14 protein-coding genes are annotated in these 15,960 nt (G+C 71.5%); 3 read left to right on the top strand and 11 right to left on the bottom strand.

Annotated features, from left to right (window positions below; all coding sequences use genetic code 11):
* Positions 1-20: 20 nt before the first annotated feature.
* From ACWDD7_RS20985 to ACWDD7_RS20935, 11 genes are all read right to left on the bottom strand, one after another.
* Positions 21-569, bottom strand: coding sequence for a thiamine pyrophosphate-dependent enzyme (locus ACWDD7_RS20985; RefSeq protein ID WP_351864773.1), 549 nt, complete (start codon positions 567-569; stop codon positions 21-23).
* Positions 570-571: 2 nt separating this feature from the next.
* Positions 572-1,114, bottom strand: a complete 543-nt coding sequence (locus tag ACWDD7_RS20980) for a thiamine pyrophosphate-binding protein (protein ID WP_351864770.1) — start codon at positions 1,112-1,114, stop codon at positions 572-574.
* 78 nt (positions 1,115-1,192) lie between these two features.
* Complete coding sequence (locus ACWDD7_RS20975) at positions 1,193-1,918, bottom strand: maleylpyruvate isomerase family mycothiol-dependent enzyme (protein ID WP_450458446.1); 726 nt, start codon at positions 1,916-1,918, stop codon at positions 1,193-1,195.
* Positions 1,915-4,167 carry an FAD/NAD(P)-binding protein gene (locus ACWDD7_RS20970; protein ID WP_450458445.1) on the bottom strand — a complete coding sequence of 751 codons (2,253 nt, stop codon included), beginning with the start codon at positions 4,165-4,167 and terminating at the stop codon, positions 1,915-1,917. Before ACWDD7_RS20970 ends, ACWDD7_RS20975 begins: the two co-directional genes overlap by 4 nt.
* Before the next feature lie 4 nt (positions 4,168-4,171).
* The gene (locus tag ACWDD7_RS20965) at positions 4,172-5,299 is read right to left on the bottom strand and encodes a pyridoxal-phosphate-dependent aminotransferase family protein (protein WP_450458444.1); all 1,128 of its coding nucleotides are present in this window, start codon (positions 5,297-5,299) and stop codon (positions 4,172-4,174) included.
* Positions 5,296-6,168 (bottom strand): amino acid kinase family protein, encoded by an 873-nt coding sequence (locus ACWDD7_RS20960; protein ID WP_450458443.1) that lies wholly within the window; start codon positions 6,166-6,168, stop codon positions 5,296-5,298. Before ACWDD7_RS20960 ends, ACWDD7_RS20965 begins: the two co-directional genes overlap by 4 nt.
* Positions 6,165-7,352, bottom strand: coding sequence for a nucleotidyltransferase domain-containing protein (locus ACWDD7_RS20955; protein ID WP_450458442.1), 1,188 nt, complete (start codon positions 7,350-7,352; stop codon positions 6,165-6,167). The genes ACWDD7_RS20960 and ACWDD7_RS20955 overlap by 4 nt, the downstream gene beginning before the upstream one ends.
* A 1-nt stretch (position 7,353) precedes the next feature.
* The gene (locus ACWDD7_RS20950) at positions 7,354-9,045 is read right to left on the bottom strand and encodes an amino acid adenylation domain-containing protein (RefSeq protein ID WP_450458441.1); all 1,692 of its coding nucleotides are present in this window, start codon (positions 9,043-9,045) and stop codon (positions 7,354-7,356) included.
* A complete protein-coding gene (sbnB, locus tag ACWDD7_RS20945; protein WP_450458440.1) occupies positions 9,042-10,091 on the bottom strand; it encodes a 2,3-diaminopropionate biosynthesis protein SbnB in 1,050 nt (349 codons plus the stop codon). Before sbnB ends, ACWDD7_RS20950 begins: the two co-directional genes overlap by 4 nt.
* Positions 10,084-11,058 (bottom strand): 2,3-diaminopropionate biosynthesis protein SbnA, encoded by a 975-nt coding sequence (gene sbnA, locus ACWDD7_RS20940; RefSeq protein WP_450458439.1) that lies wholly within the window; start codon positions 11,056-11,058, stop codon positions 10,084-10,086. The genes sbnB and sbnA overlap by 8 nt, the downstream gene beginning before the upstream one ends.
* Before the next feature lie 82 nt (positions 11,059-11,140).
* Positions 11,141-12,001: an isocitrate lyase/phosphoenolpyruvate mutase family protein gene (locus tag ACWDD7_RS20935; protein ID WP_450458438.1), complete on the bottom strand. Its 861-nt coding sequence runs from the start codon at positions 11,999-12,001 to the stop codon at positions 11,141-11,143.
* A 241-nt stretch (positions 12,002-12,242) separates the two neighbouring features.
* On the opposite strand from ACWDD7_RS20935, the gene ACWDD7_RS20930 reads away from it, so the two are divergent.
* The 3 genes from ACWDD7_RS20930 to ACWDD7_RS20920 are packed head-to-tail and all read left to right on the top strand — an operon-like array spanning position 12,243 to position 15,957.
* A complete protein-coding gene (locus tag ACWDD7_RS20930; RefSeq protein WP_450458437.1) occupies positions 12,243-13,211 on the top strand; it encodes a TauD/TfdA family dioxygenase in 969 nt (322 codons plus the stop codon).
* Positions 13,212-13,270: 59 nt separating this feature from the next.
* On the top strand, positions 13,271-14,614 hold the full coding sequence (locus tag ACWDD7_RS20925) for a TldD/PmbA family protein (RefSeq protein WP_450458436.1): 1,344 nt from the start codon (positions 13,271-13,273) through the stop codon (positions 14,612-14,614).
* Positions 14,611-15,957, top strand: a complete 1,347-nt coding sequence (locus ACWDD7_RS20920; protein ID WP_450458435.1) for a metallopeptidase TldD-related protein — start codon at positions 14,611-14,613, stop codon at positions 15,955-15,957. The genes ACWDD7_RS20925 and ACWDD7_RS20920 overlap by 4 nt, the downstream gene beginning before the upstream one ends.
* The last annotated feature ends 3 nt before the right edge of the window (positions 15,958-15,960 follow it).

Here is a 15,960-nt window from a genome sequence, read left to right as displayed (position 1 = left end):
TGTTCCTTTCGTGCCGGGGGTCAGGCGACGGCTTCGGCGCGGAAGCGCTCGACCACCTGCTGCGGGGTCCACCGAACGCGCCGCCCGGCCTGCGCGCCGCGCGGGGCGCACCGCACGTGCAGCAGGGACGTGGCACCGCGCTCGGGCCGCGCGGCCGCCAGGCCCTCGGCCGAGTCGACGCCGTACGCGGCCGGGTAGCCCGCGGCGAGGGCGAGAGCGACGGGGTCGCCGACGCGGACCGGGCGCTGGCCGCCGGTGCTCTCGTGCAGGCCGTTGTCGAGCACCACGTGGACCAGGTCGGGGGCGTGCTCGGCGATCATCGGCAGCACGCTGAGGTTCATCGCGAAGGAGCCGTCGCCGTCGAGGACCACGACGTGCTTGTCGGGGCGGGCCAGGGCCACGCCGAGACCGACGGGGGCGGCCATGCCCATGGAGCCGACCAGGTAGAGGTTCTGGGGCCGGTCGGCGATGTTGTAGAGGTCGCGGGTGATGAACCCACAGGTCGACACGTACAGCGAGGCGGGGTACTTCTCGGTGACCGCGCGGATCGCGTCCTGGATGCCGAACACGCTCAGATCCCTTCCTTCACGATGAGGACGGGCGTGAACCGGCCGTCCTCGGCCTTCGCCAGACACCGGTCGACGGAGGCGTAGGGCTTCTCCGCATCGAAGACCGTGTGCTTCAGGTCGAACACGTCCAGGAGATTGGTCAGTTCACGGCCGATCACGTCGTGCTCCACCGCGTCGTTGCCGTCATGGCCGCGCCAGCTGACGATCAACGGCACATGCAGGTCGTAGATGAGGTTCAGCGACGTCAGCACGTTCAGCGAGTAGCCGAGACCGGAGTTCTGCATGAGGACCACCGGCCTGGCTCCGGCGGCGGCGAGACCCGAGGCGACGCCGAGTGCGGAGTCCTCGCGCGGCGCCGGCAGATAGGTGAGGCCGTCGGCGAGTGGTGCCTCCTTGCCTTCGAGCACCTTGAACACGCCCTTGAGCAGCGAACAGGGCACCCCGGTGAAGTGGGTGAACCCCCGCTCGGCAAAGGCCCGGACAAGCTGCTGTGCCGGGGTTTCCAGCTGCCCGGCCGGTGCCGGGTCGGTCTGGGTGACGGTCATGACGTGAACTCACTTCCGGGGGTACGGGTGCCGCGCGCCCCGACGGACGCGCCCCGACGGACGCGCGGCACGGGCCGGTTACGGCCAGGCGTTCAGTTCGGGCAGAGCGGCGGCTGTCGTGGTGGGCGGCGCGCAGTGGGGGCGGCCCGAGATCCAGGCGGCCAGCGAGCGCAGGGAGCCACGGACCTCTGCGCCGTCACCCGTTCCCTTGCGCCATTCCTGCCCGGTGTCCTCGGAGACGAGGACGGTGCCTTCGGGCAGCCGGGGCTGCAGGAAGGCGACGACGTAGGCCGAGAGCGCGGCGCTCCAGTCCTCGGAGCGGTGGCCCGCGGCGAGGTCGACCTCGTGCAGTCCGGTCTCCCGCCACCACGCCAACTGTGTCGCGAACAGCGTCGAGTCGCGGTACGAGCAGGGCAGGTCCCAGCCGTCGGGACCGAGCGCCGCCCACGCCTCCTCCAGGGCGGTCAGGCCCTCCTCCAGCTGCTCGCGCAGCCATTCCACGGGGCGGTCGTGCAGTTCCTCGATGCGCCGGTCGCGGGTGGGCCGGCCGCCGTCGTACACCTCGATGGTGCGGCCCTCGACGGCGTACCGGGCCTGCCGGGCGAAGGCCCGGGAGAGGTCCGCCAGATGGATCAGGACGTGGCCCCGGGTCCAGCCGGGCAGTTCGATCGCCCCGCGGGCGTCCTGCTCGGTGAGTCCGGCCGCCGCGGCGCGCATCCGCTCGTGCGCCGCGGTGATCTCCTTCAGCCGCTCCGGGATGTCGATGCCGCCGTACTCCGGGGCGTTGTCAGGGGTGTTGCTCATGCCGGGGTCCTTTCGATGTCCTTCTTCTCCGTGCCGACAGGGGCCTCCTGCGGCATGAACGCGTTGATCCAGCACAGGATGTCCCGGATGACGTGGTGGTCCTTGTTCGGACGGAGAGCGCCGATCTGGTGGTACATCACACCTTCGCTGGGCGGGCCCAGGAAGGTGATCCGCGACTCGACGGTGCCATTCGCCCGCACCGGGTGGAACTCAGGGGTCAGGTCCAGGCCTCCGGGGACGAAGTCGGGTTCCGCGACACCGGGGTTGGTCCATTTCCGCACCAGTCCGCGGCGCAGCAGGTTGGGGTAGATCGGCATCACGTCGCGCTCCGCGTCGAAGGAGTGCACGCGGGCGTCCACCAGCACGTCGGCCTGCCGTTCGGTGCCGGTCACCGGTCCGCTCACCCGGAACCGGCCGCTGTCCTCGTCGGTTTCGACGCGGGCGCCGGGGCCGGCCGAGATGTCGACGTGGCCGGAGCGGATGAGCGCGGTCACCTTCTCCATGGCTTCGACCGAGGCGCCCTGGCAGAGCCGGTTGTGGTGCGGGGTGTACACGCCGAGGAAGGTGCGGTGCGAGGAGGCGCGCAGGCCGCCGAAGTCGACGGCGTCGATCACCACACCGCGGAGGTCGCGCCAGGCCGCGTCGGCGGCGGCCTTCGCCGGGTTGCTCAGATTGCCCTGGGCCGCCCAGCGGATGTCCACGTCGAGGAAGTCGAGGAAGGCCTCGACGTACGCCTCGGCGTCCGCGTAGCCGCTGCGGGGGACGGGGGCGATCGTCCGCTCCCAGGAGAAGCGGTGTTCGGCGGCGCGCGTGGCGTGCTGCCACGGGGACTCGGCGGCGGCCACGGCCGCCGCGAACCGCTCGGGGCCGTCGGCGAGTTCGAGCAGTTCGGCGGCCTGGTCGGCGCCGTAGACCACGGTGAGGAAGGAACCGAGCAGGCCTGCGAGCGGCGGCTGCCCGTCCTGGGGTGCGCCGGTCGGGGCCGTACGGCCCGCCAGCGCCTCGTCCACCCGGGCGGCGGCGGACCGCGCCAGCTCCTCCAGCGGGGTGAGCAGGAACGCGGATGCCTCCTGGTGGTCGGCGAACGCGTCGGCGTCCGCGAGGAACTTCTCGTACGCCGGCCGGGCCGCCCGGACGGCCGCCGCACGGAACCCGGTGCCGTACAGGGTGCCGTAGTAGATCAGCGACATCTCCAGCAGGATCAGCGGGAAGACGTGTGCCTCGAAGTCGAGCTGGCGCTTCTCGTGGCCGCCGATGACGTTGGGCACGCCCACCGTGGCGCGCAGTCGGGCCACGGCGTCCGTGGTGAGGAACGTGCCCTTGTACTCCAGGGTCGCGATGTCGCGTTCCTTCTCGTTGTACGGGCGCGCGAAGGTGAACAGTCCGGAGCGGCTGAAGGCGACGACGGAGTCGGGCTCCTGTCCGCACGGCCGGTACTCCAGCCGGCCGTCCGCGCCCCGTTCGAAGGAGCCGCCCCTGCCCTCGGTGAGGTACAGCAGGACGTCGATACCGGTGAGCCCCATGCCCAGACAGGCCACGGTGGTCCCGGGGCCGGTGCGGGCCGGGTCGAGGGAGCGCTCCAACGGGTAGGCGTTCGGGACCAGATGGGCCTGGTGCCGGCCGGTGAAGTCGGCCCAGGCGGCCTGCGTGGGGTCGAGCTCGGGCCGGTTGGAGGAGTGACCGGTGAGCATGAGGACGTAGTCCGCCTCGTACGGCGTCGCTCCGTCGGCGGTGAGGATCCCGAATCGCTCGCCGCGCTCCTCCAGGTCCACCACCTCGGACCGCTTGAGCGTCACCGTGACGCCCTCGGCCGCCCGCAGGATGTCGACGTACTGGGTGAACTGGTCCTTCAGGGCGAGGCCGTGCAGATAGCGCTTGGGCCAGTCCTCGGCGACCAGATCGAAGCGTGCGTCGCCGGTCTCCCGGAACATCCTGCGGCACCACTGCAGGAAGGTGGGCCGCTCGTCGGCCGTGAGCAGGGGGCCGGCCTCGACGACGCTCTCGTCGGCGGCGAACGCCACCTGGCCCGCGACCCGGTTGAGATAGCTGGTCCTGGTCTGGTCGGGGCTGTGCACCTGCCCGGGACCGAACTCGCCCGAGAGGTCGTAGATCACGATCTCCAGGGGCACGGGCCGGTCGCCCGCACGTACCAGGGCGGCGAGCCGTTCCAGCACGTAGGTGCAGGTGGGTCCGCCGCCCACGATGGCCAGGTGAATCGGGGCAACGGCTCGGGAGTTGTCGGTTGTCACCGGTTCACCACTCCTCTGTCTCGGTCTGGTGCTTTCTCAGGACGTCGTCGAACGCGGCGAAGAAGCCGGCGATGTCGGCCGCGGTGAGCTGGCCCATGTTGGCCAGCCGGAACACTCCGGCGGACTTCGCCTGGGTGGCGTAGATCACGTAGCCGCGCTCCTTGAGCCCGTCGTGGAGCTCGTCGTACGTCAGGCCGCCCGAGAGGTGGGCGTTGGTGATCGAGCCGGCCCGGTGGCGCGGGGGCAGGAGCAGCTCGATGCCGCGCTGTTCGAGGCCTTCGCGGATCTCCCGGGCCCGGTCCGCGTAACGGCGGCCGCGGGCGGTCACGCCCTCCTCCAGGGTCAGGTCCAGGGCGGTGTCGAGGGCGTGCAGGACCTGGAGCGCCGGGGTGAACTGGGGGCTGCGGTCCAGGACCTGGGCGCGGTAGCCCGCGAACAGGTCGAGATAGAAGGTGCGTGCGGGCAGCGGCTCCAGCGCGGCGAACCGTTCCCGCGGGGCGCAGACGAAGCTGATCCCGGGCAGTCCCTCCAGGCACTTGTTCGCGGTGCCGACGCACCAGTCGACGTGGTCGGCGACGACGTCGAGCGCCTCGGCGCCCAGGCTGCTGATGGCGTCGACGATCAGGGACCGGCCGTGCCGGGCGACGACGGCGCCCAGCTCCCGTACGGGGTTGAGCATGCCGGTGCTGGTCTCGTGGTGGACCACGCCGATGTGCGTGACGCCGGGGTTCTCGCCCAGAAAGCGGTCGACCGCCTCGGGCAGGATCGGATTGGCCCACCCGAAGTCGAGGTGGTCCACGTCGATGCCGTGGACGCGGGCGATGCGCAGCAGCCGTTCGCCGTAGTGGCCGTTGTCGAGGACGAGGAGCCGTCCGTCGGCCGGCACGACGGAACTGACGACCGCCTCCAGGGCCGCCGTGCCCGAGCCCGTGAGCAGCACGGCGGTGTGCGAGCTTCCGCCGCCGCACACCTCGGCGATCTTGCCGGCCACGGTGACCAGGAGCTGCTGGGCCTCCGGTTCGCGGTGGCACTCGTCGGGCGAGGCGATGGCCGCGCGGACCCGGTCGTGCACATTGACCGGACCCGGGTTCAGTAGGACGACCCGGTCCCGGCGGTCGGGCGCGGTGGTCATGGGGCGTTCTCCAGGAAGAGGGCGGGCGAGGAGGGGGTACCGCTCGGGGGGCGCCGCGAGATCAGCGTGCGCGGGGCGTCGTGCGGCCAGTCCGGCAGCGGGGCGAACAGATGTCTGAGGTCCGTCGCCGTGCGGTCGCCGCGGGTGATGACGCACTCGGCGCCGCGCCGGGCGGAGTCGGCCAGCGCCTCGACCTTGCCCTCCATGGCACCGGTGGCGTCCCACGCGTCCGTCCAGAACAGGGCACGGGCGGCCGGCAGGTCGTCCGGATCGAGGTGGTCGAGCACCGGGGAGCCGGGGCCCGCGGTGTGGATGCCGTCGACATCGGTGAGTGCCACCACCCGGACCGGCCCGAGGCCCGGTCCCAGCAGGACCGCGGGTACGTCGTCGCTGCTGAGGATGCGCAGGGTGCCCTCGGCGGTGAGGTAGCAGTCGCTGGACAGCACGGGCAGCGCGCCCTGGGCGAGCAGCCGGCCGACGACCGCGGTGTGGGAGGCCCAGGTGCCGTCGGGCCGCTCTTCGAGCATGGAGGTGACCTGGAGCGGAACGGCCCGCACGCCCCTGGCGCGCAGCCGGGTCGTCCAGGCCCAGCGCATCAGGAACGCCGGTTCGGTCAGGGCGACGGCGGCGTACGGGTCGTCCGCGGCCGCCTTGATCCGCAGCCCGACCGGGTGGCAGAGCGCTCCGCCTCCGGTCACCAGGACCACCCGGCCGGGGAAGGCGGCGACCAGGTCCGCGAGCAGTCCGGCGTAGTCGTCGATCGCCGTGTAGTCGGTCTCGCCGGTGTGCCGTTTGTCGGAGAGGAGGCTGCCGCCGACCTTCAGGACGAGCAGCCCCGGCTCACCGGCCCGCGCGCCGCGGCCGGTCACCGGAGCGGCACATTCGAGGCGGTGCCCGCGGTGTGCCGGCCGGGGTCGAAGAGACGGGCGAGGAAGCTTTGCTGCCAGCGGGCGGTCTGCCCGTCGAGAGAGCCGTACTGCTCCAGGTAGTCGGTGTCGTCCGGGCGCACCTCGTCGAGCACCCATGCGGGCACGGACCGCGGGTACAGCACGGCGGTGAAGTGCAGCGCGTAGTAGACGATCGCCTCCGCGCCGACGTGGCGGACCCGCTCCAGGAACCGCTCCCAGGCGTCGTCGTCGGTGGCCCCGGCCACCAGGCTCAGATCGAGGAACTTGCTGAGCTGGAGGTCCTGTCTGTTCTCGAAGAAGTGCAGGCTCACCGCCTCCTTGTGGAGGTGGGAGCACAGGTCGAGCAGCCGGTCGTCCGGGGCCGGGACCCAGGCGGGGACCCCGCACAGCACGGCGGGCACGGCCCGGTCGAGCAGTTCCTCGGCGGCGACGGAGACGCCGCTCTTCTTCTGGAAGATGTCATGGCAGATGTCGACGTTGAAGTCGGTGATGTCGGGGCGGCCGCCGGGCTTGCGGTACGGCAGCTGGTTGCTGAGGTTCAGCTTCCAGAACAGCTGGGTCTGGCGGCTGTACGGTTCGATGCGCTCGCCGTCCTCGGCGACCTCGCCCTGGAGGTAGCCGAGCCGGGTGAGGACCTCGTGGGCGGCGGGCGCGTCGTCGCGGGCCAGCAGGACGTCGAGGTCCGCGATGCGGCGCAGCGCCGGGTCGTGGTACTCGCCCTCGCCGAGGGAGAAGCCCTTACGGACCGCGAACCGCAGTCCTGCGGCGCTGAGTTCGGCGAAGACGCGGCCGAACTCGTCGGCGAGGGCCTGGTTGCGGGCGCGGTTGCTCAGGTAGGCGCCGACGAACACCCAGGCGTAGGGGAAGCCCGGGGAGTCCCCGGCCTTGCGGTCCAGGCGGTGCCGGTCGACGTGCCGGCCGATCAGGGGCAGCATCTTGTGCCAGGCGGCGGCCTCCAGGAAGGCGCCCCAGTCCTGGTCGGGGCGGGCCGCGAGGGCGCGGATCTCCGCGACGTCGGCCTCGCTCAGCCGCAGCCGGGACAGCCCGAGCAGCAGCCGGGCGTGGGTGGGCAGGTCGTCGACGGTCACCTCAGGGGCGGTGGGAGCGTCGGCAGCCGCTACCGGGATCGTGTTCTCGCTTGCCATGTCACACCTTTGCCGGGGTTGTGCCGTCCTGCGTCAGCTGGCGCAGCGCACGGTGGTTGGTCTTGCCGTTCTGGGTCAGCGGCAGCGCGTCGAGCTCGGTGAGCCGGCGCGGCACCATGGCCTCGGGGAGCGAGCCGGCCAGATAGGCCCTCAGTTCCTCGGCCGGGACGGGACGCAGCAGCGTGTAGCAGGCGGCGAGTTCGGGCCGCCCGTCGACGACGGGCACCACGACGGCGCACTCGTCCACCGCGGGGTGGCGCCGCAGGACGATCTCGATCTCGTCCAGCTCCATGCGCACTCCGGCGACCTTGACCTGCCGGTCCACGCGCCCCAGGTAGTGGACGACGCCGTCCTCGAAGCGCGCCAGGTCGCCCGTGCGGTACAGCCGCCCGGTGGGCGAGTCCTCGTCGAAGGGGTCGGTGAAGAACGCGGCCGCGTTGTTGTCGGGGTCGTTGACGTAACCGAGTCCGACGACCACTCCGCCGACGAACAGTTCACCCGGTTCGCCGGGGTCGGCGGCCCGCCACCGTCCGCCGTCCTCGCGGACGAGGAGGTAGAGACGGGCGCCGGTGACCGGCGCGCCGACCGGGAGCCGGGAGCGGGCGGTGTCCCGGGCGGTCACCTCGTGGTGGGTGATGTCGTCCGAACACTCCGTGGGGCCGTAGGCGTTGAGCAGCCGGACGTGAGGGGCCGCGGCCAGGAATCGGGCGGCGAGTCCGGTGTGCAGTTCCTCGCCCGTCGAGATCAGCCAGCGCAGCGCGGGCAGGGTCACGCCGGTGCGGCGCTCGGCCTGGTCGGTGATCCACCCGACGACGGTCGGCACGAGTTCGACGACGGTGACGCCGGACCGCTCCAGGACGTTCGTCAGGCGCCGCGGGAAGGCCAGCTCCGGCTCGCGCACCACGACGACGGTGCCGCCGACGAGGAGCGGGGCCAGCATCTGCCAGATAGAGATGTCGAAGACCAGCGGAGCGGTGAAGGCCAGCCGGTCCGCCTCCGTCAGGCCGAGGTCCTCGACCTTGACCCAGAGGTGGTTCATCATGCCCCGGTGCTCCACCGAAGCACCCTTGGGCCGCCCGGTGGTCCCGGAGGTGAAGATGCAGTAGCGGGGCTCTCGCGAGCGGTCCGGGGCGTCGTGGGCGAACGCGGCGGCCGTCCGTGCACCGGACACGGAAGCGTCGCCGCCGGGCGCTTCGACCACCGCGGTACCCAGCTCGGCCGCCGCCTTCACGGCCGTACGGCCGCGCGGACCGCCGCCTCCCGGGTCGCCGGAGTAGTCGAGCAGCAGGTCGGCCCCGCCGCGCGCCAGCACCGCGCCGACCCGCTGGGCCGGCCAGTCAGGGGCGACGGGCAGATAGACGGCGCCGAGGCTTTCGAGGGCGAGGAACGCCGCGATCGTGTCGGCCGAGCGGTCGCCGACCGCCGCGACGACCGTGCCGACCGTGCAGCCGGCCGCGCTGAGCACCGTGCGGAACCGGTCCACGCGGGTGAGCAGCCGGGCGTACGTCAGGACGGACTCACCGTCGACGACCGCGGTGCGGTCCGGCGTCGTCGCCGCGGTGCGGGCCACCGTCGCCAGCACCCCGGACGCGGTGTCGAAGCGGCCGCCGTCCCGGCCCAGGCCCAGCCTGCGGGCCCGGTCCGCGGCGCCGGGGGCGAGCGGCAGGTCCGCCGGCACCAGGGGCGCGCTCATGAGGCACCCGCGCTCTGGTGGCGGTCCAGCTCGTGGAAGAAGCCGTCGATCGGGACGGTGTCGCCCGCGGCGGTGGCCAGCCGGTGCACATGGGCGCCGACGACGAGGTCCAGCACGCCCAGGCCGAACGGCGAGAAGACCACGGGCCGGTCGGCGGGCGCCGTGAACCTGCCGGCGAGGACGTCGTACAGCGTGGCGTCCAGGAAGTCGCGGTTGCCGGTGCGCTGTTCGGCCAGGTGCACGGAGGTGTCGGCCTTCAGCACGTGCTCGACGTCGTCGACGACGTTGGCGCTGCGCAGCACGACCTCGGTGCCCAGGTCGCGCAGCGAGACATGCAGCACCAGGGGGTTGTGGTCGAACCAGGAGGGATCGACCACGTGCGGGGTGGCCGCGGTGGTCGCGAACACGATCAGGTCCGAGGAGCGCACCAGGGACTCGGCGTCCGGGTGCACCCGCACCGGCCTGCCGGTCGGTCCGAGGACCTGGCCGGCGAAGGAGGCGGCGTACTCGGTACTGAGGTCGAAGACCCCGAACTCGTCCATCCGCCAGCCCAGTTCGGACAGGTAGTCCTGGACGAACCGGGCGATGAGCCCGGTGCCGAAGAAGCCGACGCGGCGCGGAGTGCCGCGCTGCTCGGCCAGTCGGCGGGCGGCGGACGCGGCCGACGCGGCGGTGCGCACCGCGCTGATGATCGACCCTTCGAGACAGGCGTACGGGTAACCGGTGCGCGGGTCGTTGAGCAGCAGCAGCGCCGAGGCGCGCGGAATGCCCAGGTCGAGGTTGGCGGGAAAGCTGGAGATCCACTTGATGCCGTCCACGCCGACCTCGCCGCCGACCGAGGCCGGCAGCGCGATGATGCGGGCGGTGGGCCGGTCGGGGAAACGGAGGAAGTAGGACGGCGGGTTCACGGTCTGCCCCTCGCCGTGGAGCCGGTAGGCGTCCTCGACCAGGTCGATGATCTCCGCCCGGCGTCCCGCCAGGCTTCGGTGGACGGCCTCGCCCGGGACGACGGAGAATCCCGGGGGTCCGGCCTGTTGCTCAGCCATTGCTGTCTTCCCGTTCCATGTGGAGGTCGCCGTAGGTGTCCTGGACCCACGCGTCGTCGTAAACCGTTTCGATGTAGCGATCGCCCAGGTCGGCGGAGATGGCCACCGCGTTCAGCGAGCGGCCCGGGTCGTGCTCGGCCAGCCACCCGGCGGCGCCGCTGACGACGGTCCCGGTGGAGCCGCCGAGGAGGAATCCGTGCCGGGCCAGTCGTCGGCACATCCGTACCGCCTCCTGTTCCGGCACCCGGACCACGTCGTGGACCAGGTCCCGGTGCACGAAGGGCATGGGTTCGCTGGCGCCGAGCCCGGGCAGATGGCGGGGGCCCGCGGTCAGACCGAAGTTGACCGAGCCCACGGTGTCCACCGCGACGATGCGCACCCCCGGCCGGTTCTCCCGGAAGTACTCGGCACAGCCGCTGAGCGTCCCGCCGGTCCCCACGCCGACGAAGAGCACGTCGAGACCGGGGAACTGTTTCGCTATCAGCGGCGCGGTGTTCTCGTAGTGGGCGAGCCAGTTGGCCGGGTTCTCGTACTGGTTGAGCCATACGTAGCCGGTGTTGTGCTCGCACAGCTCGCGTACGAGGGCCTTGCGCGCGGAGAGGTAGCTGCCGCTCGCGTCGGGGCTGTCCGCCACCACGACCTCGCTGCCGAGCACCCGCATCAGCTTGACCGTCGCCGGGTTGCACTTGGGGTCGGTGACACAGACGAAGGGGATCGACCGCGCCGCCGCGACGATGCTCAGCGCCACGCCGAGGTTGCCCGAGGAGGACTCGACGAGGGTGGAGCCTTCGTCGATCAGACCGTTCCGCAGGCCGGAGGCGACCATGGACGCGGCGGCCCTGAGCTTCACGGAGCCCGCGAAGTTGAAACCCTCGCACTTGAGGTGCAGCGGGATGCCGAGCGTGTGGTCCAGGTCGATGTAGACGTCGCTGTCGAGCAGGTCGTCCGCCGTAGAGATGATTGCCAAGGGTCCTGTCCGCTTCTGTGCGCTGGTCCGCTCACGGCCGCCGTCCGCTCGTCCCGCTCGCGCCGCGCGGTCGTCCTGGCGATCAGCTGTCGAGCTTCTGCCAGGTGTCGAGTCCCTGGAGCGCGAAGATGTCCTTGACCGAGGCGATGGAGCCCTCAAGTGCCGTGGTGTCGCCGTTCTCGTACACGGAGCGGTAGGTCGCGCGCAGTGCGCTGACGGTGGCGCGCAGGCCGTGGTTGGCGTAGATGACGACGGAGACGCCGGCCTTCCGGATGTCCTCGATGTGCCAGTCGGGGTAGGTGGTCGGGACGATGACCACGGGGACCCGGAAGTCCCAGCCGTCCAGGAAGGCGACGACCTGGTCGCGGGTCTTCGCCTTGGAGTGGACGAGCACGGCGTCCGCCCCGGAGTCGGCGTAGGTACGGCAGCGGTCCAGGGCCGCGTCCACGTCCAGGTCGCTGATGAGCGCCTCGGTGCGGGCGATGACGAAGGTCTCCGTGGAGGACTGCGCCTCCTTGGCGATCTTGATCTTCTTCGCGAACTCCTTGGTGCCGAGCAGCGTCTGACCGCCCGCCACGAAGCTGTTCATCTTGGGGAACAGCTTGTCCTCGATGCAGAGTCCGGTGATGCCGGCCGCCTCGAACTCGTGAACCATGTGCGCCACGTTGAGATTGCCGCCGTAGCCGGTGTCGCAGTCGGCCACGACCGGGATGCGCAGCACTTTCTGGATGTTCGCGGCGGCTTCGAGGTACTCGGTCATGCTCAGGATGCTGGCGTCGGGCAGGCCACGGGACGCGGAGACCTCAAGGCTCGACGACCACACGGCCTGGAAACCGGCCTCCTCGGCCAGCAGTCCGCCCAGTGCGTGGTTCGCTCCCGCGACCCGGACGACGTCGTTGTCCGCCAGAACGGAGCGGAATGAGGGATATATGGGTTGCTGCACGCCTGAAACTCCTGAATTTTTGACAGGAAATTGGCAATGATTGCCAAAGCGCTGAGCCGGGTGCCGGCGCGCCATGCGCTACGAGATCGGGTCCGCCGAGGCGTCTGATCGATCGGTGCAGTACAAGACGCTAGGCGGGCTGGGGAGACGTTGTCAATTGCTTGTCAATGCATTGCCAACATGCTCCAATCGTCCTGGCCAGGTTGTCAGGCCGAAGGGAAGCAGAGAGGAACAGCAGAGAATGAGCACCGCGCTCGCGCCTACTCACCCACGCACTCTGGAAGTCCCCGCCGAGGCATTCCACACCTTCTCGCAGCAGGCTCAGAGCGAAGTGGCCGCTCACGTGGCCGAACTCGACCGGCGGCACCCGCAGGGCCGCGTCGACGCCGTCGAGGCGGACCTTTCCGCCGTACCGCTGTTCGCCGCCGAGGTCGACGGCAGCCGCGACGTCATCGACTCCCGCACCCACTTCATCGTGTACGACCGTGTGGCGGGCGTGCGGTCGCTGCGCCAACAGGCCCTGTACGCCTGGGTGCTGGGTTGCGCGCTGGGCCGGCCCATGGTGCAGAACACCGACGGCTGGCGGCTGATCGAGGTGTACGACCGCGGTGTGCGCAGGACCATCGAGGACGGAGCCCGCTACCACCAGACCAAGCAGGGCTCGTACATGCACAACGACGCCGTCAACGACGTGGACCCCATCGACTACCTGCTGCTGTCCTGCGGCCAGTCCGCCCACATCGGCGGCGAGAGCATCCTCGTCGACGCGAAGCCCGTCCACGACGTCCTCGCCGGGCACCCCGACGTCCTCAGGATCCTCACCCAGGACTTCTGGTTCGAGAAGCGCGGCATGTCGCTGACCGCGGAGGCCGGCTTCTTCCGCTCCCCGATCATCCGCTACACCGCCGAGGGCGAACCGCTGGTCCGCTACTTCCGGACGTACATCGAGGTCGCCCACGAGAAGAAGGGCGAGCCGATCACCGACGAACAGCGCGCCGCCCTCGACTTCTTCGACGCCGTGCTGGACCAGTCGTCCGTGCAGTACCGCATCCGTCTGGAGCGCGGCCAGACCCTGGTCTCCGCCGACGACCGGTTCCTGCACACCCGAACGGCCTTCTACGACCGTTTCGCGCCCCGCGAGATCGACCTGGGCACCGACAGCCCGGACCGGCTCAACCGGTACATGTTCCGCATGTGGTCGAGCAAGTAGCCCCCGTGTCGCCCGCCCGCCCTCACGAAGCACAGCACGTTCAGCCGAGGAGAACACCCATGCCCAGTGACGTCCTCCGCTCGGTGGGCCACGACCTGGCCGCCGAGATGCGCCGGCAGCGCCCGCACGACTGCGTCGCGACCTCGGCCGTGGTGCAGTCCTGGCACCGCGTCGGGGGCCGGTACGCCGAAGGGCGGGTCCGCGACATCAGCGTGCAGCGGGGACAGGCCACGGCCGCCCGCTATGTGCTGCGCGACTCCTACCGGCACCGTGCCGTCTGCGGTCTCGACCCGACGGTGGCACGGCTCGCCGCCGACGACGACCGGGACCCGGTCGGCCGGCCCGGTGCGGACGCCGGTCCCGTGCCGGCGTGGATGGAGTTGTCCTCCGCGCTCGGCGCCCTGGCCGAACTGGAGGAATCGGCAAGGAAGTTCGACCCGTCGGTCGCGCAGGTGGTGGTGGACTTCGAACTCGGCGAACAGGACCTGGTGCTCGCCGACGACGCCGGGCTGTACGACGAGCACCGTCTGCTGAGCTACCTCACGATCCGGGTGATCGCCCGCCGCGACGGCCGCGTCGCCACCGGCTTCTACACCCCCGGCGTCAGCGGGCCGCTGAGCGGCATCGACGTCCGCGCGGCCGGACAGGAGGTGGCCCGCCGCGCGGTGACCGGACTCGACGCGCGGCCCGCGCCGGTCGGCCGGCTCCCCGTCGTGGTGGCGGGCGGCCGGGGCATGGTCCTGCTGCACGAGGCCTGCTGCCATCCGCTGGAGGGCGACGAGGTGCTGCGCGGCTCCGTCTACGCCGGCCGGCTCGGCGAGGACATCGCCTCCCCCCTCGTCACCCTCGTCGACGACCCCACGGTGCCCCGGGCGGTGGGCAGTTACACCTACGACGACGAAGGCACGGTGGGCAGCCCGACCGCCCTCATCGAGAACGGCGTACTCACCGGCTATCTGACGGACCAGGAGTCGGCCGCCCGCCTGGGCCGGGCCTCCAGCGGCAACGGCCGGTGCACGACGGCGCTGCAGCCGCCCCAGCCCAGGATGACCAACACCTGCCTGGCGGCCGGCACGTCGAGCGTGGCGGACATCATCGCCTCCACCGAGCACGGCATCTACGCCCAGCACGTCGGCGGCGGCGAAGTCATCGAGTCCACCGGAGAGTTCACCTTCCGGGTGACCAACGGATACCTCATCGAGAACGGGCGGGTCACCGACCCGATAGAAGAGACGACCATCACGGGAACGGGAACGCAGGTGCTCCGGGACATCGACGCCGTGGCCGACGACACCACGGTGGGCGCCGCGAAGTGCGGCAAGTTCGGACAGTGGGTGACGGTCGGCGTGGTCGGCCCCACCCTCCGGGTCGGTTCGCTCCTGGTGGGCGGTACCGAGCGATGAGCGGCCCGACGGAGAGCACAGGCGCTTCCTCCGCGACGGCGAGCGACGCCCTGATCGAGGAAGCGGCACGGCACGGGGCCGACGCCGAGGTGTGGACGCTGCGTCAGCGGACCGACGAACTGGTCTGCCGCCTCGGCACGGTCGAACGCCGCAGTGACGTGGCCACCGGCGCCACCGCCCTCACCGTATGGGCGGACGGCACCGAGGGCTACGCGGTGCAGAACGTCCCCGACTCCCGCGACCCCGCCCTGGTCACCGCCGCTCTCGCGGTGGGCCGCGCACTGGCCGCAACCGGCTCCGTCCCGCCGCCACCGCCCGCTTTGGGGGCGCCGCGCAAGGCGCCGGACACCCCGCCGCCGCACCTGGACGCCGAGGCCACCGAACGGCTCCGGGCACTCAGCGCGGGCGGCGACGGCCTCGACGTCGAACTACGCACCCGCGCCGACCGCTCCCGCATACGGCTGCACCGCGCCGGAGCCCGGCCCCTCGGCCACGACACCGGCGTCGTCCAGCTGCACACCCGAATCACCGCTCGCGGCGACGGCATCGGCTACATCGGCCACCAGTCCTACGGCCGCTCCGTGCCGGCCCTGCTCGACCGGGTCGAGACCACGGAGCTGCCCGAACTCATCGGCCTGGCACGGTTGCTGGCCGCGAAGCCCGTGTCACGGCTCGCCTACGACGACCTGCTGGTCGACGGCCGGGTGCTGGTCAAGCTGCTCTCGCTGATCGTCCCCGCCTTCCTGCTGGACTCGGTCCTCGAAGGACGTTCCCCGCTCGCGGACCGCACCGGCGAGGTGGTCGCCTCGCCCGGCGTCACCCTCGTGGACGACCCGACCGCACCCGACAGCCCGCTCCCCGTCCCCTGGGACGGCGAAGGAACCCCCTGCGGCCCCACCGCGCTGATCGAGGACGGCGTACTCAGCGGCTTCCTCAGCGCCCGCCGCACGGCGGCCGAGGCCGGCACGACCGGCAGCGGCTCCGGGCAGCGCGGCCCTGGCGGCGAGATGGTCACCGTCCAGCCCGGCTACCTGCTGCTGCGTCACACCACGTGCCTCGGAACCGAGTTCCGGCCCGGCCGCACCGTGCTGCACGTGGTGCAGGCCAACGGAGCACACACCTCCAACCCCATCACGGGCGAGTTCTCCATCGGCGCCAACGCGGTGGTCGTCGGACCGGACGGCACACGGGACAACGCGGGCAACATCACCCTCGCCGGCAACGTCTTCGAGCTGCTGCGGAACATCGACGGACACGACGGCCGGATACGGGTCAACCGCAGCCACAACTCCTTCGTCGCGGGCCCCGGGGTGTGGACCACCAGCCTCACGACCGGCCGCTAGGCC

The sequence above is a fragment of the Streptomyces sp. NPDC001056 genome (genome assembly GCF_053598955.1).
This window is presented reverse-complemented; position numbering and strand designations above follow the sequence as displayed.